The organism is Micromonospora sp. NPDC048894 (assembly GCF_040649765.1).
GTDB classification, from domain to species: domain Bacteria; phylum Actinomycetota; class Actinomycetes; order Mycobacteriales; family Micromonosporaceae; genus Micromonospora; species Micromonospora antibiotica.
In genome coordinates, this window is the sequence record NZ_JBEZFY010000015.1 from 108,063 (window position 1) to 131,673 (window position 23,611).

A 23,611-nucleotide genomic window follows, 5' to 3' on the forward strand; every position below is an offset into this window, starting at 1 on the left:
CTACTCCAAATCCGAGTCGAATGCTGATTCGAACTCTTCGATCTCGTTCTGTGTCAGGCCTATAAGGCCCACGTCATGCGGGGTGAGACCGCCGGCGTCGGGCCGCTGCGCCCAGGCCGCGAGACCGCCCAGAGCGCTGATCCAGAGGTCGGCGAGCGCGGCCGTCTCCGCTTCGGTGAGCAAATCGCCGGCCCAGGTGAAGGTGACGCTCAGGACCGACCCGTCCGCGGTCTCCGAGGTGCCCGCGTTGAGCTCGAGCACGTGCGGCAGCGGAGTGGACGGGTCCTCGCCCGGCGGACGGGGCAGACCATCGGCCACCGCCCAGTCGACGGTCTCGGCGGTGACGAAGCGGCCCAGGTAATTGAAGCCGAGGTCGGCCTCGCCGAGCCCGGCCAGCGCGCTGCGGGTGGCCGGGTTCAGGTGGCGCAGCAGGCCGTAGCCGATGCCCTTGTCGGGGACCGCCAGCAGCTGTTCCTTGACCGCCTTGAGCAGGGCGCCCGCGGCGGGTCCGCCGGCCAGCGCGGCGGCGGTGTCGAAGCCGCGCGGGTCCAGGGCGACCGGGTGCATCGCGGTCAGCCAGCCGATGGTCCGGGACAAGTCGATGCCGCCGCCCGGGCCGCCGGTGCGGCCGTGCCCCTCCAGGTCGATCACCACCGGGCCGTCCCCGCGCCACCGCGCCACCGCCACCGTGAGCGCGGTGAGCAGCACGTCGTCCACGCCCGCGCCGACCGCGGCCGGCACGGTGGTGAGCAGGGTCCGGGTGAGCTCCGAGGGGACGGTACGGGTCAGCCGCCCGGCCGTGGCGTAGGTGTCGGCCCGGCTCAGCGGACGCCGGCCGATTCCGCGCCGGTCGCCGGAGAGCACCCCGGTCCAGTGCGTGAGCTCGGCGGTCCGGGACGGACTGATGGCCTCCGCGGCCAGCGCGTGCGACCAGCGGCGCAGCGAGGCCGGCACCGGGGCCAGCGACACCTCCCGACCGGCCTGCACGGCCTGCCACGCCTCCAGCAGGTCGGGCATCAGGATCCGCCAGGAGACGCCGTCCACGGCGAGGTGGTTCACCGCCAGGACCAGCACGCCGGGCCGGTCAGCCCGGTCCAGCCAGGCAACCTGCAGCATCACCCCGTCGGCGGGGCGCAGCCTGCCGACCGCGGCACGGCCCTCCCGGTCGACGGCGGCGGACAGCTCGTCGTCGTCCAGGCCGGAGGCGTCGACGCGGTGTACGCACCCCTCGGCCCGCACCGAGCCCGGATCGGGCACCTCGCAGCGCCAGGTGGTGGCGTCCCCCGGATCGACGGCGTCCACCCGCATCCGCAGGCTGTCGTGCCGGTCCAGGACCGCCTGCAGCAGAGCGTGCAGGGTGGCCAGGTCGAGTCCGGCCGGCGACCGCACCAGCGTGGACTGGTTGAACGCCTCCAGCGGCGCGGCCCGGTCGGCGAGCCAGTGCATCATCGGCGACGGCACGACGTCGCCGACGCCGACATCCGGGGTGTCCGGCTCGCCGTCGTCCGTGCCGGCCACCGTGGCCAGATCGGCGACAGTGCGATGCCGGAACACGTCGGCCGCGGTGATCCGCAGCCCGGCCCGGGTGGCCCGGCTGACCAGCTGGATGGCCATGATGCTGTCGCCACCGAGGTCGAAGAACGCGTCGTCGGGGCCGACCTCGGGGAGCCGGAGCACCTCGGCGAAGAGCTCGGTGAGGATCCGCTCGACCGAGGAGCGCGGCGCCCGGGCCGTCTCGCCGGTGGTGAACACCGGTGCCGGCAGTGCCCGCCGGTCGACCTTACCGAGCCCGGTGAGCGGCAGTTCCGGCAACTCGACCAGGACCGGTACGGCGTAGTCGGGCAGGACCGCGCGCAGGTGCTCCCGGGCCCGTTCGGTGTCGTAGCCGTCGACCGGGACGACGTACGCGACCAGGCGCTTCTCTCCCGGCCGGTCCTCGCGCAGCAGGACGGTCGAGGTGCCGACACCACCGGCACCGGCCACCGCGGCCTCCACCTCACCCAGCTCGATCCGGAACCCGCGCAGCTTCACCTGGTCGTCGATGCGGCCGACGAAGTCGATCTGTTCGTCGCGGGTCCATCGGGCCAGGTCGCCGGTGCGGTACATCCGGGCGCCGGGCGCGCCGTACGGGTCGACCACGAACCGTTCCGCGGTGAAACCGGGCCGGTCCCAGTAACCGCGGGCCAGGCCGTCCCCGGCAAGGTAGAGCTCACCGGTGGTGCCGGGCGGCACCAGCCGCAGGCGGTCGTCGAGCACGTAGTGGCGCAGGTTGTCCAGGGACCGGCCGATCGGCACGGTGGTCGCCCACTCCCGCTCGGTCTCCGGATCGGCCCGGTAGACCAGCGCGAACACGGTCGTCTCGGTCGGGCCGTAGCCGTTGACGACGCGGCAGCCGGGCGCGTGCTTGTGTAGCTGCCGGACCGAGCCCGGGGTGGTCACGTCGCCGCCGGCGCTGAGCTGGCGGACCCGGCGGAACGCCTCCGGCGCCTCCTGCGCCATGACGCGGACCAGTCCGGACGTCATGAACAGCGAGGTGATGTCGTTGCCCTCGATCAGCTCGCGCAGGGCCGCGACGTCCAGGTCACCGGGCGGGGCGACGACCACGCAGCCGCCGCGCAGCAGCGGCACCCAGAGTTCCAGGACCGAGCCGTCCCAGGCGTGTGGCGAGTGCAGCGGCACCCGGTCCAGCACGTCGTCCCAGAGCCGGTCACCGGCCAGGGTGGCGACATCGCACTGCTGGACGGCCACCCCCTTGGGCTCCCCGGTCGAGCCGGAGGTGAACATGACGTACGCCAGCTGCAGCGGCGCCACCACCACACCGGTCGGGCTCGCGTCGCCACCGGTCCAGCCGGTCTCGTCGATCGTCATCACCGCCGCCGCGACGCCCAGGCTCTCCGCCCGGGCCCGGCCGGGCCGGTCGGTGACCAGGAACGGGGCCTCCACCTGCCGGTCGAGCAGCGCGGCGAGCCGGTCGTCCGGGTAGGTGGGGCTGAGCGGCACGTAGACGCCACCGGCCTTGAGGATCGCCAGCAGGGTCACGATCAGGTCGAGGGAGCGTTCCATCAGCACACCGACCCGGGTCTCCGTGGTCACGCCGCAGGCGATCAGGCGGTGGGCGAGGCGATTCGTGGCGGCGTCGAGCTCGGCGTACGTGAGGACCCGCTCGCCGAACCGCACGGCGGGCATCGCCGGCGTGGCCCGGACCTGTGCGGCGAAGAGGTCCGGGATCGACCCGCTCAAGGTCGGCTGCCCGGTGTCCAGCAGGCCGACCAGCAACCGGTCGCGCTCGCCGCCGACAAGCGTCTCCAGGCCGGAGATCGCCGCGTCGGGCCGGCGGGTCGCCTGCTCGAGGACACCGAGGAAGCGCTGCGTCAGCGTCTCGACGGTCGTGACGTCGAAGAGGTCGGCGCTGTACTCGACCGCACCGGTCTCACCGACCAGGGTGACCATCAGGTCGAACTTGACGTGCTGCGGCCCGACGTGATCGGTGGTGACGACGAGGCCGGGCAGCTCGGCGACCGCTTCGGCGGCCTCGGCTCCCGCGGTGTCCACCGTCAGAACGGTCTGGACGAGCGGGTGGCGTCCGGTGACCCGGGCCGGGCGCAGCGCCTCGACGAGCCGCTCGAACGGGACGTCCTGATGCTCGTACGCGGCAAGATCGGTCTCCCGGACCCGGCCGACCAACTCGGCGAAACTCGGATCACCGGAGACGTCGGTCCGCAACACCAACGTGTTGACGAAGAACCCGACCACCTCGGCCAGCGCCTCGTCCACCCGACCGGCCACCGGCGTACCGATCGGCACGTCAGCCCCGGCTCCCAGCCGCGACAACGTCACCGCCAGCGCCGCCTGCACCACCATGAACGGCGTGGCGCCGAGCCGGGCGGCCAGGCCGGCGATCCGGTCGTGCACCCCGGCCGGCAGGGTGAACGTGCTCCTTCCGGCCCGCTGCGGCCCGTCGAGCGGCCGGGATCGGTCGACCGGCAGGGCCAGCTCGTCCGGCAGCCCGGCCAGCGCCGACCGCCAGTAGTCGAGCTGCTCCTCCTCGTCGCCGGCGACCGCTCGCTGCCAGAGCGCGTAGTCGGCGTACTGCACCGTCAGCGCCGCCCACCCGGGCGCCCGGCCGGCCAGCCGCGCGGTGTACGCGGTCACCAGGTCCCGGGCCAGCACCGGCATGGACGCGCCGTCGCCGGCGATGTGGTGCACCACCACGAGCAGCTGGTGGTCGCGCTCCCCAGCCCGCCCCAACCGGGCCCGGATCGGCAGGTCGGTGGTCAGGTCGAACGGCTCGGCCGCCGCCTCCCGCAGGGCCGCGACGGGCACCACTGGCAGCGCGGGCCGGGCCGCTTCGGCCGGCACCACCACCTGGTAGGCGTCGTCGCCGGAGCCGGCCACCAGGGTGCGCAGGCTCTCGTGGCGGGACACCACGTCGGCGAGGGCCGCGGTCAGGGCGGCGACGTCGAGGTCGCCGCCCAGGCGCAGCAGCACCGGAATGTTATAGGTGGCGTCCGGGCCGCCCAGCTCGTGCATCAGCCACAGCCGCCGCTGCGCGGCGGAGAGCGGCAGCCGGTCCGGGCGCTCGGCCGGGGTGACCGGCGGCCGGGTGGTCCGGGCCGCGCCGCCCAGCACGGCGTCCAGGCCGGCCACGGTCGGCTCCTCGAACAGTTGCCGCACGCTGACCTCGACGCCGAGGACGGCCCGGATCCGGGCGACCAGGCGGGTGGCCGACAGCGAGTGCCCGCCGAGGGCGAAGAAGTCGTCCTCGGCCCCGACCGAGGGCACGCCGAGGATCTCGGCGAACGCCTCGGCGAGCAGCCGCTCGCGCGGCGTGCGGGGTTCGCGGCGGGTCGCGGTGGAGACGTGCACCGGCGCCGGCAGCGCCCGCCGGTCGAGCTTGCCGTTGGAGGTGAGCGGGATGGCGCTCAGCTCCACGAAGGCGGAGGGGACCATGTAGTCCGGCAGCGCCTCGCCGAGAGCGTGCCGCAGCTGGTCCGTGTCGCACTCGCCGACCAGGTAGGCGACCAGGCGCTGGTCGCCGGGCTGGTCCTCGCGGACGACGACTACGGCTTGGGCGACACCGGGCTGGGCGGCCAGCACCGTCTGGATCTCGCCGAGCTCGATCCGGAAACCGCGGATCTTCACCTGGTCGTCGATCCGGCCGAGATACTCCAGCGTGCCGTCGGCCCGCCAGCGGGCCAGGTCGCCGGTGCGGTACATCCGGGTGCCGGGGGCACCGAACGGGTCGGCGACGAACCGGATCGCGGACAGGCCCGGGCGGTTGAGGTATCCGCGGGCCAGGCCGGCGCCGGAGACGTACATCTCGCCGGCGACCCCGGCCGGCACCGGCTGCAGTCCCTCGTCGAGGACGTACATGCCGAGGTCCGGGATGCCGACGCCGATCAGGCTGGCCGCCTGCTCGGCCGCGGTGCGCTCGGTCAGCGGCTGGTAGGTCACGTGGACCGTGGTCTCCGTGATGCCGTACATGTTGACCAGTACCGGCGCGTCGTCCGCGTGCCGTTCGTACCAGCCGGAGAGACGGCCGAGGTCGAGCGCCTCCCCACCGAAGATCACGTAGCGCAGCGCGAGATCGGCGCCGCCGACCTCCCGGTCAGCCTGCATCAGCTGGTAGAAGGCGGACGGGGTCTGGTTGAGCACGGTGACCCGTTCCCGGCTGAGCAGGTCGAGGAAGTCCGCCGGGCTCCGGCTGGTGTCGTACGGAACCACGACGAGGCGGCCGCCGTGCAGCAGCGGGCCCCACAGCTCCCAGACCGAGAAGTCGAACGCGTACGAGTGGAACAGCGTCCAGGTGTGCGTCTCGTCGAAGCCGAACCAGTGCGCGGTCTGCCGGAACAGCCGCAGCACGTTGGCGTGGGTGACCGCCACGCCCTTGGGGGTGCCGGTGGAGCCGGAGGTGTAGATGACGTACGCCGGGTGTTCGGCGGCCGGCTCAGTCACCGGCGGGGTGTCCGGCAGCCCGGTCAGGTCCACGTCGTCGAGCAGCACCCACCGCACGTCCCCGGCGTCGATGCGGGACCGAACGCCGGCGGTGCCGACGATCAGCGCCGGCTGCGCGTCGGCCAGCATGAACGCAATGCGGTCGGCCGGGTAACCGGGGTCGATCGGCAGGTAGGCGGCGCCGGACTTGAGCACCGCCAGGATGGCGACGACCAGCTCGGTACGGCGCGGCAGGGCCAGCGCGACAAAGCGCTCGGGGCCGGCCCCGTGCCGGGCGAACAGGTGGGCCAGCCGGTTCGCGGCGGCGTCCAGTTCCGCGTACGTCAACTCGCCGTCCTCGCCGGTCACCGCGACCGCGTCCGGGTGCCGTCGCGCCGCCGCCTCGAACTCGCGCACCAGGTTCCGCTGGGCGCCGGCCGGGACCGGCTGTTCCGGGGCGGGCCGGCTCCACGATCCGAGGATGCAAGCACGCTCCTGCGCGTCGAGCAGGTCGATGCGGCTGATCGGCTCCTCGGGGCGGGTCAGGGCCGCGTCCAAGACCCGGATCAGCCGGGCGGCGAGCCGGGCGGCGGTGTCCGGGTCGAACATCTCGGCGCTGTACTCCAGGACCCCGGCCACCTCCCCGGCGTCGCCTGCGGTGAGGTGGAAGACCAGGTCGAACTTGGCGGTCCGCAGATCGACGGTCACCGGCGTGACGGCCAGGCCGGGCATCGCGCCGAGGGCGGCGAGCGCGGCCGGCTGCCCGTCACTCCAGTCGAGAACGGTCTGGACGAGCGGGTGGCGTCCGGTGACCCGGGCCGGGCGCAGCGCCTCGACGAGCCGCTCGAACGGGACGTCCTGATGCTCGTACGCGGCAAGATCGGTCTCCCGGACCCGGCCGACCAACTCGGCGAAACTCGGATCACCGGAGACGTCGGTCCGCAACACCAACGTGTTGACGAAGAACCCGACCACCTCGGCTAGCGCCTCGTCCACCCGACCGGCCACCGGCGTACCGATCGGCACGTCAGCCCCGGCTCCCAGCCGCGACAACGTCACCGCCAGCGCCGCCTGCACCACCATGAACGGCGTGGCCCGCAGCGCCCGTGCGGCGCCACGCAGCCGCTCGTGCAGGTCGGCGGGGAGGGTGAACTCGGCCCGGCCACCTCGGCCGGCGCTGCCGGACGGGCGCGGCCGGTCGACCGGCAGGGCCAGCTCGTCTGGCAGCCCGGCCAGCGCCGACCGCCAGTAGTCAAGCTGGTCGTCGGCTTCACTGGTCATCTCCAGCTGCCAGAGCACGTAGTCGGCGTACTGGACCGGCAGCGGCGCCCAGTCTGGCTCACCGCCGCGGGTGCGGCCGGTGTAGGCGGTGGCCAGGTCGGCGGCGAGCGGCTGGACCGAGCCGGCGTCACCGGCCACGTGGTGCAACAGCAGGAGCAGGACGTGCTCCCGGTCGCCGGTCCGGAACAGCGAGACCCGCAGCGGCGTCTCGGCGGACAGGTCGAACCGGTACGCGGCGGCCTCGGCGAGCACGGCCGGAAGGTCGGCCGGGCTCACCTCGCCCGTCTCGAACGGCGTCGGCCGGTCCACGAGGATCTGGTACGGCCCGTCGGTGTCGTCGGCCAGCACGGTCCGCAGCGTCTCGTGCCGCTCGACCAGGTCGGTCACCGCCTGACGCAGCGCGGCGACGTCGAGGTCGCCGTGCAGGCGCAGGGCGGCGGCGATGTTGTAGGCCGGGCTGGGGCCCTCCATCTGGTGCAGGAACCAGAGGCGACGCTGGGCCGCGGAGAGCGGCAGCCGGTCCGGCCGGGTCCGCAGGCCGACCGGGGGCCGGCCGGTCGCGGCGCCGTCCAGTAGGGTCGCGATCCCGGACGCGGTCGGCGTCTCGAAGAGCTGCCGGACGGTGACCTCGACGCCGAACAGCACCCGGATCCGGGCGACCAGCCGGGTGGCGGTCAGCGAGTGGCCGCCGAGCGCGAAGAAACTCTCGTCGGGTCCGACTCGCGGCACGCCGAGCACCTCGGCGAAGGCGTCGCAGAGCAGCGCCTCGCGCGGGGTGGCCGGTTCCCGGCCGGTGCCGGCCGGGCCGGCCAGCACCGGCGAGGGCAACGCCTTCCGGTCCACCTTGCCGTTCGGGGTGACGGGGAGCTGGTCGAGGACCATCACCACGGCCGGGACCATGTAGTCGGGAACGCCGGCGGCGACGTGCTCGTGTACGGCCGCCGGTTCGGCCGTGCCGGTCACGTAACCGACCAGGTGCCGGTCGCCGAGCCGGTCCTCGCGCACCACCGCGACTGCGGCGGTCACCCCGGGATGCCCGGCCATCAGGGCCTCGACCTCACCCAGCTCGATCCGGTGGCCACGCAGCTTCACCTGGTCGTCGCTGCGCCCGCGGAACTCCAGCTCGCCGTGGCCGGTCCAGACCGCCACGTCGCCGGTGCGGTACATCCGGGCGCCGGGCGGACCGGCCGGGTCGGCGACGAACCTTTCCGAGGTCAGCGCGGAGCGGCCGTGGTAGCCACGGGCCAGGCCGTGGCCGGAGACGTAAAGGTCACCGACCACGCCGGGCGGCACCGGCTGCAGGTGCGGGTCGAGCAGGTAGACCCGGGCGTTGACGATCGGCCCGCCGATGGTCGGCGTGTCCGGGCCGGCCAGCGGCGTGCTCATGGTGGCGCAGACCGTCGTCTCGGTCGGCCCGTACGCGTTGATCATGCGACGGCCGGACGACCACTGGGCGACGATGCCGCCCGGGCAGTGCTCACCGGCCACCGCGAGCGAACGGACGCCGGGCAGCGAGTCCGGGTCCAGCTCGGCCAGGAGCACCGGTGGCAGGGTGACGTGACTGACCCGCTGGGCGGTGATCAGGTCGACCAGGGGTGCCTTCGGCAGCAGCCGGGCCTTCGGCGCGACCACCAGGCAGGCTCCGGAGAGGAGCGTGACGGCCACCTCGGAGACGGCGGCGTCGAAGCTGGGCGAGGCGAACTGCAGCACCCGGCTGTCCGGCCGCACGTCGAATCGCTCGCGTTGCGCCTCGACCAGGGAGTCGATGCCGCGATGCGAGACCACCACGCCCTTCGGGCGCCCCGTGGAGCCGGAGGTGTAGATGACGTACGCAGGATGATCGGCTCGCAGGCCGGGCTCGGTCCACGGGGCGGAACTCGCGTCCAGGCCCGCGATGCTCTTCTCGGTGATCACCACATCCGGCGCCGCGTCCCGCAGGATGTAGGCGATCCGCTCGGCCGGGTACTCCGGGTCGACCGGCACGAATGCCGCCCCGGCCAGGACCACCGCGTGCATGGCGGTGATCAGCTCGATCGACCGCGGCAGCAGGACGGCCACCCGGCGCTCGGGGCCGGCGCCGGCTGCTGCCAGCGCTCCGGCCCAGGCCGTGGCGCGCCCGGCCAGTTCACCGAAGGTGACCTCGACGCCCTCGAAGGCCAGCGCCGGGGCGTCCGGCGTCCGGCGGGCCTGGGCCAGGAACTCCACCGGCCACAGTCCGGTGGCCTCCGGGACCGGCCGGCCCTGCTGGCGGGGATCGTCCCGCCCGACCAGGCCGACCGCGCCGACCGGCGTCTCCGGGGCCAGGGCGACGACGTCGAGCAGTTCGCCAAGCCAGCGGGCGACCAGAGCGGCCCGCTCGGCCGGCACCACGTCCGGCCGGTGGTGCAGGCGGAGGTCAAGTCCGCCACCGAGCCGGGGCGCGGCCTCCAGCGCGAGGGCGTAGTGCGGCGCCGAGTGGTGGGCGATGTCGCCGATCTCCAGGCCGGCGCCGCGGGCGTACGCCCGGATCGCCTCCGGGTCGAACGGGTAGTTCTCGAACACCATGGCCGTGTCGAACAGCTCGTCGGCCCCGGCCGCCCGCTGGATCTCGGCCAGGCCGAGGTGCTGGTGCTCCAGCAGGGTGACCTGCTCGCGCTGCAGCCGGCGGGCGAACGCGGCGAGGCTCTCCCCGGCGTCGAGGCGGGCACGCAGCGGCAGGGTGTTGATGAACAGGCCGACCATCTCGTCCACGCCGGGCAGCTCCGGCGGGCGACCGGCCACCGTCATACCGGTGACCACGTCGTCCCGGCCGGTGAGCCGGGCCAGCAGCAGCAGCCAGACGGTCTGCAGCACGGTGCCGGGGGTGACGCCCAGGGCGCGCGAGGTGACGTCCAGCGGGACCGGCCCGGCGTAGGAGACGTCGATGCGGGCCGGTTCGGCGACGCCGGGCGCGGCGGCGACGAGCGTCGGATCCTCGAGCCCGTCGAGGGCGGTGCGCCAGGCGGCCAGGGCGGCGGGCCGGTCCCGCCCGGCCAACCAGGCGAGCTGAATCGCGTACGGCCGCGGCGCCGCCAGCGGTTCACCGCGGTAGAGGGCGAGCAGCTCGCGCACGATGATCGGCACCGACCAGCCGTCGCGTACCGCGTGGTGACCGGTGATCGCCAGCCGCCACCGCCCCTGCGCCAGACTGATCAGCGTGAATCGGATCAGCGGCGGCCGGCCCAGGTCGAAGCGCCGGTCCCGTTCGGCGGCCAGCACCGCGTCCGGTGAGCCGGTGTGCACGCTGAAGTCCAGCGGCGGGTCGGCCAGCACGACCTGCACCGTGGTGCCCTTGACGGTGAGCCGAAATCCGGAGCGCAGGGCGGTGTGCCGCCGCACCACCTCGGTCGCGGCCGTCCGCAGCCGCGCCACGTCCAGGTCCCCGTCGATATCGGCGACGAGCTGGGTGAGGTACGGGTCGCGCTCCCCCTCCTGGTGGGCGCTGTGGAAGACCAGGCCCTCCTGCAGCGGGGCGAGCGGTAGCAGCGCCGCGACGTCGCCCGCCGCCTCCAGCTCGTCGATCTCCGCCTGGGTCAGCCGGACGAGCAGGTCGGATGGGGTGTGCCCGGCCCGCGGCGGGGCCGCGGCGAGCGCCCGGAGCGCGGTGAACCACAGGTCGGCGAGTCGTTCCATCCGCTCGTCGTCGAGCGCCGCGCCGGCCCAGGTCCAGGTCGCGACGAGTTCGGGGCCGTCCGGGCCCTCGTGGGTGGCGGCGTTCAGCTCGACCAGGTGCCCGAGGGCGCGTTCCGGGTCGTCGGGCGCGCCCGGATGCGCATCCAGGGCGAACTCTCCGGCCTCGCCGGTGGTGAGCCGGCCCAGGTAGTTGAAGGCGAGCCCGGGGTGGCCGCGATCAGCGAACTCCGGCGCGGTGACCGGGTCGAGGTAACGCGTGACCCCGTACGCGAGATCTTGTTCCCCGGCCGCCCGCAGCTGCTCCTTGACCGTCTTGAGTAGGCCGTGGCCGCCGCGGCCGGCGAGCACGTCGGTGGCCCGGGCCGCGCCCAGCCGCAGCCGGACCGGCTGCACACCGGTGAACCAGCCGACCGTACGGGACAGGTCGGTGCCCGGCACCAGCCAGTCGGCACGGCCATGGCGCTCGGTGTCGACCAGCACGCCGTCGTCGTCGCCGCGCCAGGCCGAGACCGCCACGGCCAGGGCGGTCAGCAGCACGTCGTCGACGTCGCCGTGCACCGCGGCCGGGATCGTGGTGAGCAGGGGCAGAGTCGTGGCGGTGGACAGCCTGCGGGTAAGCCGACCGGCGCCGGCCACGGTGCCGGGGTCGGTGCGGCCCGGGTCGACGGCGAGCCCGGGCTCGTCGTCGAGCAGTGCCAGCCACGGCGCGGCGCCCACGGCCGGCAGCCGCGTCGAGCGCGCCGCCCAGGTCCGGAACGAGGTGGACGCCGGGTCGAGCGGGGCGTCCGGGTCCCGCCAGGCCGCCGCCAGGTCGGGCAGGAGGATCCGCCAGGACACGCCGTCGACGGCCAGGTGGTGAACGACCAGCAGCAGTCGTCCCGGAGCGTTGCCGGCGTCGAACCAGACGGCCCGGACGATCACTCCGGATGCCGGGTCCAGCTCGTCGCGGGCGATTTCACCGGCCGCAGTCAGCTCCGCGTCGGCGCCCGGGCCAGCGATCCGGCGCAGGCAGGTGGTGACGTCCACCGAGCCGGGCGGGGTGATCTCCAGTTCGGTGTCGTCGAGCAGCCGCAGCCGCAGCGCGTGGTGGTGGTCGAGCACGGCCTGCAGGGCGGCGGTCAGCCGGGCCGCGTCGGTCGGCGGGACGGTCACCACGACGGATTGGTGGTAGCGACTGGTCCGGCCCCCGCGTTCGGCCAGCCGCCGCATGATCGGGGTGGCCGGCATCCGCCCGAAGGCGGCGGCGACCGGCTCGGTGAAGGGGGCGGCCGCCTCCGCGGCGACGGCGAGCAGGGCGGCCGCCGTACGGTGCTCGAACACCTGCCGGGCGGTGAAGTGCAGACCGGCCGTGCGAGCCCGACCGACCAGCTGCATCGACATGATGCTGTCCCCACCCAGGGTGAAGAAGTCCTGGTCGGGTCCGACGTCGTCGCGTCCGAGGACCTCGCCGATCAGCCGGCACAGGCGCTGCTCGCCGGGGGTGGCCGGGGCTCGCCCGGACGCCGCCGCGGTGAAGTCGGGCGCCGGCAGGGCGGCCCGGTCGACCTTGCCGTTCGCGGTGGTCGGCAGGTTGGTGAGGGAGACCAGCGCCGACGGTACGAAGTGCTCCGGCAGGGTGGCACGCAGGGCGGCCCGGACGGTGTCGTGCTCGGCGACCCCCACCAGGTAGCCCACCAGCCGGCCGTCGCGGACGGCGGCGACCGCGCGGGTCACGCCGGGCTGACGGCCGAGCGCCGCCTCGATCTCCCCGAGCTCGATCCGGTGTCCACGGATCTTGATCTGCTCGTCCGAGCGACCGAGGTAGACCAGGAGTCCCTCCGGCGTCCAGCGGACCAGGTCGCCGGTGCGGTACATCCGGGTGCCGGGCGCGTCGTACGGGCTGGGTACGAACCGCTCGGCGGTGGCGCGCGGCGCGTTCAAGTAGCCGCGGGCCACCCCGGCGCCGGCCACGTACAGTTCGCCGACAGCGCCGACCGGGACCGGGCACAGGCCACTGTCCAGCACGTACGCGCGGGTGTGGGCGAACGGGCGGCCGATCGGCAGCGGCCCGGGCGGCAGCTGTTCGCCCGGTTCCACCCGGTGGTCGATGCAGTTCACCGTGGTCTCGGTCGGGCCATACGAGTTGATCACTGTGACGTCCGGGTGAGCCTCCCGCCACTCGTGCAGCCCTTCGGCGGTGAGCTGCTCGCCACCGAGCATCAGCAGCCCGGTGGGCGACACGTCGATCCGCTGGTTGACCAGGACCGGCAGGTGGCTCGGGGTGCCCTTGAGGAAGGTCGGCCGCTCGGCCGCGTCGGCGAGCTCGTCGAGCTGCACGCAGCCACCGGTCACCAGCGGGCCGAACAGCCCGGTGACGGTCAGGTCGAAGGCCGGTGAGGAGTGCACCAGGCTGGTACCGCCGACCTCCGGGTACGCCTCGCGGATGCGCAGCAGGTGCGCGGCGAGCGCGTCGTGCGGCACCACCACGCCCTTCGGCACGCCGGTCGAGCCGGACGTGAAGATGACGTAGGCGGCCTGCTCGGGGCCCGGATTCGGGGCCGGGACGGCCGTCGAGCCGGTGGCCAGGCCGGGCAGGTCCGCGGGGCGGATCACCAGGGCCGGGCGGGCCTCGGTGAGGATCCGGTCGATGCGGTCGGCCGGATAGTCCGGGTCGAGGGGCAGATACGCGGCACCCGCGTGGTGCACCGCCAGGAGCGTCGCGACCAAGTCGATGCCGCGCGGCAGCAGGACCGCGACCAGCGACTCCGGTCCGGTGCCGCGGGCCTGAAGTCCGGCCGCCAGTTCCCGGACCCGGGCGTCGAGCTGCCGGTAGGTGAGCACGGCGCCGCCGGAACCGACCGCGGGACGGTCCGGGCCAGCCGCGACCTGCTCGGCAAAGAGCTGCGGCAGGCTGGTGCGGGGCCGCTCCGGAAGGGTGCCGTTCCAGCGGGTCAGCACCCGGTCGCGGTCCTCGTCGCTGATCAGGTCGAGCCGGCCGACGGCGCGGTCCGGCGCCGAACTGAAGGCGCGCAGGGCCCGCAGGAACAGCTCGGTGACGCGGGCCGCGGTGTCCCGGTCGATCTGCGCGGACTGGTGGTGCAGCCGGAACCGGAGCCGCTCGCCGGGCATCGCCATCAGGCCGAGCGCGTAGTGGCTGGCGTCGGTGACCCGGGCGTCGATCAGGCGCAGCCCGGTGGTGGCGGCCAGGTCGTCGAGGGCGTCCTGCTCGAACGGGAAGTTCTCGAAGATGACTGCGGTATCGAAGAGCTCGCCGAGCCTGCGGTCACGCTGAATGGTGGTGAGCGCGACGTGCTGGTGGTCCAGCAGCCTGGCCTGCTCCCCGGCCAGGCGACCGAGCAGGGCGGTGACCGGCTCGGCCGGGTCCAGGCGGACGGCGAACGGCACCGTGTTGATGAAGAGGCCGACCATGTCCTCGGCACCGGCCAGATCGGCCGGCCGCCCGGCGACGGTGATGCCGAAGACCACGTCGTCACGGCCGGTCAGCCGGCTCAGGGCGAGCGCCCACGCCGCCTGCACCAGGGTGTTGAGCGGAACCCGGGCCTCGTGCGCGGCCCGGACCAGTGCCCGCGTCTCGGCCGCCGTCAGCTCGCGGTCCAGGCGGATCGGCTCGCTGTCGGCCGCCGCGGGGGTGCCGGTCCCGAGCAGCGTCGGCCGCTCCACGCCGGCCAGGGCCCGCTGCCACACCCGGGCCGAGCCTTCGTCCCGGGTGGCCAGCCAGTCGAGGTAATCGCGGTAGGGCCGGCGGACCGGCAGTTCGGTGGCGCCGCCGTACAGCTGGAGAAGCTCCCGGACCAGAATCGGCAGGGACCAGCCGTCGGCCACGAGGTGGTGCAGGGTGAGGACGATCGCCCGCTCGGCCAGACCGACCCGGATCAGCGGCGGGTTCGCCAGATCGAACCGCTCGGCCCGATCGTGGTCGAGGAACGCGTCCAGGTCGGTGATCTCGCTCCACGGCAGGGCGGCCGACTCGTGCACCACCTGGGCCGGCTCGGGCAGCCCGGTGGAGACGAACCCGGTGCGCAGCACGGGGTGCCGGTCCAGCAGCGACGAGCAGGCGGCTCGCAGCCGCGCCGCGTCGATCAGCCCGGCGACGTGCAGCACGATCTGGATCAGGTACGGGTCACGCGTACCGCCGTCGTAGGAGCTGTGGAATAGCAGCCCCTGCTGGATCGGCGCGAGCGGCAGCACGTCGGCGACCCCGGGCCGGGCCAGCAGCTCGGCGTGCTCGGCGCGCGGGGCGGCCACCGCGGGTGACTCCGGCGCCGTCCCGCGGTCACGGGTGACCGAGGCCAGCGCGGCCACCGTACGGCGCTCGAAGACGTCTCGGATGGCGAACGTGACACCCCGGACCCGGGCCCGGCTGAGCAGCCGGAAGCAGAGCACACTGTCCCCGCCGAGCGCGAAGAAGTCATCGTCGACACCGACCCGCGGCAGACCGAGCACCTCGGCGTAAAGGTCGCAGAGCAGCTGCTCGCGCGGGTTGTGCGGGGCACGCCCGGCCGATTCGGCCCGCTGCGGCGGGGCGGGCAGCGCCCGCTTGTCGACCTTGCGGTTCGGGGTCAGCGGGATCTCGTCGAGCGGCACCACCACCGCGGGCACCATGTACTCCGGGAGGGTGGCCGCGGCGTGCTCGCGCAGCGCGTCCGGATCGATCGCCGCGTGGGCGCCCACGACGTAGGCGACGAGCTTGCGGTCACCGGCCCGGTCCTCGCGGACCACCGCGACCGCGCGGACCACGACCGGGTGGGTCGCCAGCGCGGCCGCCACCTCGCCCAGCTCGATCCGGAAGCCACGCAGCTTGACCTGGTCGTCGACCCGGCCGAGGAAGTCCAGGCGGCCGTCGGGACGACGCTGGACCAGGTCTCCGGTGCGGTACATGCGAGCGCCGGGCGGGTCGTCCGGCGCGGCGACGAACCTCTCCGCGGTGAGCCCGGCCCGGCCGTGGTAGCCGCGGGCCAACCCGTCCCCGCCGAGGTAGAGCTCGCCCGGGACGCCGGGCGGGACCGGGCGCAGCGCGGTGTCGAGCACCCGGGCGACGGTGTTGAGAACCGGCGTGCCGATGTCCGGCCGGTGGTCGGTGACGACGCCGACGGTCGACCAGACGGTGGTCTCGGTCGGGCCGTACATGTTGAGCACCACGTCAGCCGCGCCGGCCAGCACGGCCGCCAGGTCCGGCGGCAGCGCCTCGCCCCCGACCAGGACCCGCAGCCCCTGCAGCGCCGCCGGGTCCTCCTCGGCCACGGCCCGCCACAGGTTGGGGGTGGCCTGCACGAGCAGGGCCGATCCGGAGCGGCGGGGCCGGCGCAGGGCGGCGCAGAGCGCGACCGGGTCGGTCACGACGTCGCGCGGGGCGAGGACGACGGTGGCGCCGACGAGCAGCGGCAGGAACAGTTCGAGGACCGCGATGTCGAACCCGACGGTGGTGACCGCGAGCAGGTAGTCGCCGGCGGCCAGGCTGGTCCGGTCGATCATCGCGATCAGGAAGTTGTCCATCGCCGCGCGCGGGACGACCACGCCCTTCGGCTTCCCGGTCGAGCCGGAGGTGTAGATCATGTACGCTGCGGCTCCGCCGGGCACGTCGACCCGCACCGGGGCGGTGCCGGTGACCGTGGTGTCCTCGACGTAGAGGCGGGTGACCGGGTGGTCCAGCTCGACCGTACGGTCGGTCAACAGCAGGACCGGCCCGGCATCGGCGAGCATGTAGTCGGCGCGGTCGGCCGGGAACCCGGTGTCGATCGGGACGTAGGCGGCGCCGCAGCGCAGCACCGCCAGCACCGACACCAGCAGGTCGGCCGTGCGGGGCAGGGCGATCGCGACGAACTCACCGGGCTCGACGCCGGCCGCCACCAGGCGCGCGGCCAGCGCGTCGGCACGGTCGTGGAGTTCCCGGTAGGTGAGCGTCGCGTCCGTGGCGACCAGCGCGATCCCGTCCGGGGTCCGTCGGGCCTGCTCGGCGAACCACTGCACGGTGTCGCCGGCCGGCAGCTCCCCGGCCGGTCCGGCGAGCGCGGCCGGGCCGCTCTCGAGCGCGACCGCGCCGAGGGTTCGGGTGGGGTCGTCGGCGACGGCCCGCAGCAGGGTAAGCAGCCAGTCCAGCGCGTGGCCGGCCAGCAGTCCGGTGACCGGCTGGTAGTCCAGGCGCAGACGCAGCTCGTCGCCGGGGAAGGCGTACAGGGCGAGCGGGTAGTGCGTGGCGTCGTCCACGCCGGCGTCAAGAATCCGCAGGTCGTGACCGGCGGCCGCCACCGCGGCGGGATCGGCCGGGAAGTTCTCGAAGATCAGGATGGTGTCGAACAGGTCGGCGCCGCCGGAGGTGGCCCGCTGCACGTCGATCAGCGGCAGGTACTGGTGCTCCAACAGGTCCGACTGCCGGTCCTGGATGTCCCGGGCCAGGCTTTCCAGGGTGTGCTCCGGCCCGACGACGGCGCGCAACGGCACCGTGTTGATGAACAGGCCGGCCATCTCCTCGACGCCGATCAGCTCGGCCGGGCGGCCCGCGACAGTAACGCCGACGACGACGTCGCTCCGGCCAGTGAGCCGGCCGACTACGGCCGCCCAGGCCGCCCGCACGAACGCGTTCACGGTGACGCCGGCGGCCCGAGCGCGGGCGGCCAGGCGGGCGGTCTGCGCGGCGTCCAGGGCGGCGGTCAGCCGCTCCGGGCGCCGCGGGGTGTGCGGCGCGGCGACCCGGGTCGGCTCGGCGCCGGCCAGCGCGGTCGTCCACGCCTGCAGCGAGGACCGCCGATCCCGGCCGGCCAGCCACGCCAGGTAGTCCCGGTAGGGCCGCGGGCCGGCTGCGGGAAGTTCCCCGTGGTACGCCTGGAGCAACTCGCGCAGCAGCACCGGCACCGACCAGCCGTCGAGGACCATGTGGTGACAGGTGATCGTCAGTCGACGACCGCCCTCCGGCAGCGCCTCCAGAGCGGCTCGCAGCAGCGGCGCGACGGTCACGTCGATCGGCCCGCCCGGCTCGTCGTCCCAGGGCACCCCCGGAGCGGTGTGCACGGCCAGCACGGGCCGGCTCAAACCCTCATGGCGTACGGCCGAGCGCAGGACCGGATGCCGGGCGAGGACTGCGGCCAGCGCCCGGCGCAGCGCGGCCGGATCGACGTCGCCGGCCAAGTCGAGGTGGATCCGCATCACGTAGACGTCGTCCTCGGCGTACGCGCTGCGGGCCAGTAGCCCCTCCTGCAGCGGCGTCAGCGGCAGCACCTCCGCGACGCCCGGCTCGGCCAGAACCGCTTCCAGTTCGCCGGCCGGCAGCGGCGCGGGCAGCTCGGTCTCCGCGGTGTGCACCGCGGTGCAGACGCCGACCAGCCGAGCCACCGTACGCAGCCGGAACAGCTGCCGGATGGGCACGTCCACGCCGGCCCGGCGAGCGGCGGCGACCACCCGGGTGGCGAGCAGGGAGTGCCCGCCGAGGGCGAAGAAGTCGTCGTCGATGCCGACCAGGCCACTCTCCAGCACCTCGGCGAAGATCCGGCAGAGGAGCGCCTCCAACTCGGTACGCGGCGCCCGGCTACCGGCCGTCCCGGTGCGCACGGGCGCGGGCAGGGCGCGCCGGTCGAGCTTGCCGTTCGGGGTCAGCGGCAGTACGTCGAGGGCCACGATCGCCGCCGGGACCATGTATTCGGGCAGCCGGTCAGCGATGTGGCGGGTCAGGTCCGCGTCGGTGCCGACCACGTAGGCGACGACCCGCTTGTCGCCGGGCGAGTCCTCGCGCACGATCACGGCGGCGCGCTCCACGGCCGGGTGCGCGGCGAGCACGGCTTCGATCTCGCCGAGCTCGATCCGGTGACCGCGGACCTTGACCTGGTGGTCGACGCGGGAGACGAAGAACAACCGGCCGTCGTCGCCGACCCGCACCAGGTCGCCGGTGCGGTAGAGGCGGCCGGTTCCGTAGGGGTTGGCCACGAACCGCTCGGCGGTCAGCCCCGGCCGGCCCAGGTAGCCGCGGCCCACGTTGCCGCCGCCGATGTAGAGCTCGCCGGCGTGGCCGGGCGGCACCGGTTGCAGGGCCGCGTCGAGCACGTGGACCTGGGTGTTGAGGATCGGCTTCCCCAGGTCGACGGTGCTGCCCCGGACCGCGCCGGCGGTGGCCCAGACGGTGGTCTCCGTCGGGCCGTAGACGTTCGTAACATCGCCTGCCGCGGCGAACAGCCGGGCGGCCAGGTCGTCGGGCAGCGCCTCGCCGCCGGCCAGCACGCGTAGCCTGGCCAGGTCGTCGCCGCCGCCGGCCAGGAACATGTCCCACAGGCTCGGCGTGGCCTGCATGACGGTCACCCGCTCCCGGGCGATAAGGGCACGCAGTTCGCCGGTGTCGAGGACCTGGTCACGAGTGGCGATGGCGGTCGAGGCACCCGACAGCAGCGGCAGGAACAGCTCCAGTACGGCGATATCGAAGCTGATCGTGGTGAGCGCCAGGACCACGTCGGCGCCGGCCAGCGGGAAGCGGACGACCATCGCCTGCAGGAAGTTGGCCAGGTTGGACCGGCTGATCGCGACGCCCTTGGGCCGGCCGGTGGAGCCGGAGGTGTAGATGACGTAGGCGAGGCTCTCCGGCGTCTGCGGCACGCCCGGGCTCCCGGCCGGGTCGGCCGGCACGTCGGACAGCAGCATCACCGGGGTGTCACCGGCTGACGCGGGGCAGGTCGCGTCGTCGGTCAGCAGCAGGGCCGGTCGGGCGTCGGCCAGCACCCCGGCGATCCGGTCGGCCGGGTGCTCCGGATCGAGCGGCAGGTAGGCAGCGCCCGTCTTGAGCACGCCGAGCAGGGCGGCCAGCAGGTCGGCGGACCGAGGCAGGGCGACCGCCACCAGACGCTCCGGGCCGGCGCCGTGCCGCATCAGGGCGTGCGCGATCCGGTTGGCCCGCTCGTCGAGGGCGGCATAGGTCAGGGCCTGCTCACCACGAACCGCAAGGGCGTCAGGGGTGGCCGCCACCTGCCGCTCGAAGCGTTCGACCAGGCCGGCCGGCACCGGGCCGCCCGGGCCACGGCCGAGCCGGAGCAGAACGGTACGGGTGTCGTCGTCGAGCAGATCGGCCGTGCCGATGGGCGCGTCCGGCCGGGCGGCCAGCGAGGCGAGCAGGGTGAGGAAGCGGCGCTGGTGCGCCATCACGTCGGTGTAGCGGTAGGAGCGCGGGTTGCCTGCGAACTCCAGCTGCACGTCGTCCGACGCCGGGTCGCCGAAGCTCTGCAGCATCAGGTCGTTGACCGGCCCGTTGGCCAGCTGAACGCCGGTCGCCACGGTGTCGCCGAAGCTAACCCGGGCGCCGAACGCCATCGCGTTGACGAGCAGGCCGTACAGGGTGCCGGTGGTGCCGGCCCGGCGCAGCTCGGTGTGCATCTCCTCACGGCGGAACCGCTGTGCGCGTAGCGCCTCGCCGAGACGCTCGCGGACCTGGCTCACCACCTCGGCGAAGCTGTCCTGAGCGGTGACCGTCAGCCGCAGCGACACGTCGTTGGCGAGCATGGCCGGGGTGCGCAGCGCGGCCGGGGTGCGGCGGGCGGCGACCGGCAGGCCGATCACGATGTCCGACTCGGAGAGCAGACGGTGCTGGTAGACGGCGGTCGCGGCGGTCATGACGACCGGCCAGCGCTCGACCGCGCTGAGTGCGGCGACCAGGGGTCCGTCGAGCGTGGTCCGGCTGCGCAGGGCGTCCGACGCCGGGGCCGCGGAACGCTCGGCGAGGGCCTGGCCGGCGGTCTCCTCCGCGTACCGGTCCAGCCAGTACCGCCGATCCCGGTGATACTGGTCCGACCCCGGATAGGCGGCCTCCTCGCCGGTGACGGTGCCGAGGCCGTCCCACTTGGGCTCGCCGGCGCCGGCGCCGGACGCCAGCGCCGTGTAGATCTCGGCGAGCCGAGCTACGTACTGGCTCTGTCCGTAGCCGTCCAGCAGGATGTGGTGGTACCGCAGGTAGAACACCCAGCGGGTGTCGCCGAGGCGCAGCAGCGCGTGGTGGAAGAGTGGGCCGGTGGTCAGGTCGGCCGCGGTCGCCCGGTCGTTATCCATCCATTCGATCGCCGCGGAGGCCGGGTCCGGCTCATCTCGCAGATCTAGCACGTCTAGGCCGGCCTCGACCCGTGGGCGGATCAGCTGGTGCACCTCGCCGTCGTCGCCGAAGACCGCGCGCAGCGCCTCGGCCTCCCCGACCGCCCGGTCGACCGCAGCGGCCAGCAGCCGCTCGTCGATCGGCCCGTCGCCGTCGTAGCGCGCGGCGCACTGATACATCGGGCTGTCCGGCTGGAGCCGCTGACCCACCCAGACGCCGAGCTGGGCAGCGGTGACGGGCAGCCGGACGGCTTGCAGGCTGGGGACCTCGGTGACTGCCAATCGACTCACGCTCCATGGGAGGGTTCACGGCTACTCCGCAGAAGCTCGGCCGTCGCACTACCCGGGGCCTATATGGCCGCCACATAGAGCAGGCATAGACGCTCACCTCAGCGTCGGCCGAAACCCGTCCGATGTCTGTGAGGTTTCGTTGCCTGCGACCATCGATATCGTCTGCCCGGCCTTCAACCGATCCGTGGCCATCAAGAACACCATCGATAGCGTCGTGGCGCAGAACATGACGGATTGGCGGCTGCTTGTCGTTTCGGACGGCAGCACCGACGACACCGACGAGGTGGTCCTCTCCTACGCCGACTCCCGCGTGCGGTTGATCCGCACCGAGCGGCATGGCCACCCCGGCGGGCCCCGCAACATCGGCCTGGCCGCGGCGGCCGCCCCGTACATCGCCTATCTGGACAGTGACGACCGCTGGCTGCCGGACCATCTGGCGGTGCTGCGCCGGGAGTTCCACCGTGGCGCGCGGCTGGTGGTCACCGCCAGCATCGGGATGAACGGCCAGGACGAGGAGCAGTACCGCTCCGACCTGCTGAACCACGTGTGGCACCCGGATCTGCAGCTGCTCTGGGCGCTGTACGAGCCGTCCCGCGTCGGGCACGTACGCGGGCTGGCCGAGGCGGCCGGCGGCTGGACCACCGAGCACACCGGCATGGAGGACTGGGATCTCTGGCTGCGGATGGCCGACCAGGGCGAACGCTTTACCACGGTGTCCGACCGGACGGTACTGATGTACCTGTCCGACTCGTCCCGACGCAAGACCATGGACGTCCGGCACCGCATCAAGCTGGGCCGCACCACCAAACCGGAGGCGCTGCTGGCCCGGGTCCGCACCCCGGAGATCCAGCACGAGCTGCGGGCCGCGTTCGCGAAGCAGATGCTGCGCTTCTACGAGTCCAAGGCGCAGGCCGGCGAGTTGGTCTTCCCCGCCGAGGTCTCGGCCGGTGCGGTGCTGGCCCGGGTGACCGAGTTCGTCCGCGAACCGGCGACACCGATGTACCGCGAGCTCAGCATCGACCCGGATGGCACCGTTTACCTGCCGCTCCAGGTCAGCAGCGCCAGCCACGCCGCACGACTGCAAACCTTCCTGCGGGTCCACGACAGCGGCCGGCACCGCATCGTGCGCCGCCTGATCGACGGAGGCAACCGATGACCGGCACCAGTCCGCTGCGCAGCCCGATCGCGCCCGCCGTCGCCTCGTCCGACTTCCGCGCCACCCTCGGTCACTACTGCACCGGCGTCGCGGTGATCGCCGGCTACCACCAGGGCCCGGCCGGTTTCGCCTGCCAGTCCTTCGCCGCGCTCTCCCTGGACCCGCCGCTGGTGACATTCTCGGTGGCCAACACCTCGCGCAGCTGGCCGCGAATCGCCCGCTCGGGCGCGTTCTGCGCCAGCATCCTCGGCGGGCACCAGATCGACACGTGCCGCACCTTCGGCACCCCCGAGGCCGACAAGTTCGGCACCACCGACTGGGCCCTGGCCACCATCACAGGCTCGCCCCGGCTCACCGACGCCATAGCCTGGATCGACTGCGAGGTGACCAACGTCCTGCCCGGCGGCGACCACACCATCGTCATCGGCCGGGTGGTCGCCCTGGACTACACCGGCAGCGACGACCCGCTGGTCTACTACCGCGGCCGCTTCCATACCGACGTCACCCGATGATCCTGTGGCCCGAGCGAAGCGTGGGCGATACAGCCGGCCTGAACCGCCCTCGGCGGCCCGAGTAGACCGAAGCGGGCAGCGCCCAGCACCAACACGACCCGGTACACCAACTTCGAGGGCGTCGTGCAGTCTGCTGGACTCAAGATCGCCGGATCCTGTCTCTGGCGGTACCGCTGCCCCACGGCACGCCTTGCCTCCGGCCTTCGACGAGAGTCACCACCAGCTCCCGTGTTGGCCGCCGCCCCGCCGGTGGGTGGACCGTCGGAAGTCACAGGTGGCGCGCGCCGGTCGACGGGCCCGTACCGGCAGGTGGGTCGGCGTCGGTGGAGAGGTGACTCCATCGAAAGGGCCCGGTCATGGCGAGGTCAGGTGTGATCTTCAAACGGTGTGGGTGCCGAGACGACCAGCGGCGGAGATGGGAGCAGTCTGCCCCCGACTGGGCGATCGTGGCCACGGCACCTGGTACTTCCACTGCTCGGCGAGGAACCCGCCACGCCCGCGACGAATGGTTGACCGCCACGAAGGCGGACCGGACGGCACAGGGCTGGACGGTCGAGCGGTGGCTGCGGTACTGGCTCGACAACCGCACCAAGATCCGCCCCACCACTCGCTTCCACTACACCCGCGACGTCGATACCGTCCTCATCCCCCACCTCGGCCCTCGGACGACAGGGCGAGTTCCTCGGCCCGAGCCCGCTCTGAAACCAGGAAGGTCTTCTCGACGGTGATCGGT

The 23,611-nt window shown here is 73.7% G+C and carries 3 protein-coding genes; 2 read left to right on the forward strand and 1 reads right to left on the reverse strand.

Annotated features, from left to right (window positions below; genetic code table 11):
• Positions 1-21,201, reverse strand: coding sequence for a non-ribosomal peptide synthase/polyketide synthase (locus AB0C22_RS26335; protein ID WP_357537645.1), 21,201 nt, complete (start codon positions 21,199-21,201; stop codon positions 1-3).
• Here AB0C22_RS26335 and AB0C22_RS26340 point away from each other — a divergent pair.
• Both AB0C22_RS26340 and AB0C22_RS26345 read left to right on the forward strand, forming a co-directional pair.
• The gene (locus tag AB0C22_RS26340) at positions 21,191-22,366 is read left to right on the forward strand and encodes a glycosyltransferase family 2 protein (protein WP_357537647.1); all 1,176 of its coding nucleotides are present in this window, start codon (positions 21,191-21,193) and stop codon (positions 22,364-22,366) included. The two genes, AB0C22_RS26335 and AB0C22_RS26340, sit on opposite strands and share 11 nt — an antisense overlap.
• A complete protein-coding gene (locus AB0C22_RS26345) occupies positions 22,363-22,878 on the forward strand; it encodes a flavin reductase family protein (RefSeq protein ID WP_219463566.1) in 516 nt (171 codons plus the stop codon). Before AB0C22_RS26340 ends, AB0C22_RS26345 begins: the two co-directional genes overlap by 4 nt.
• Positions 22,879-23,611 lie beyond the last annotated feature (733 nt).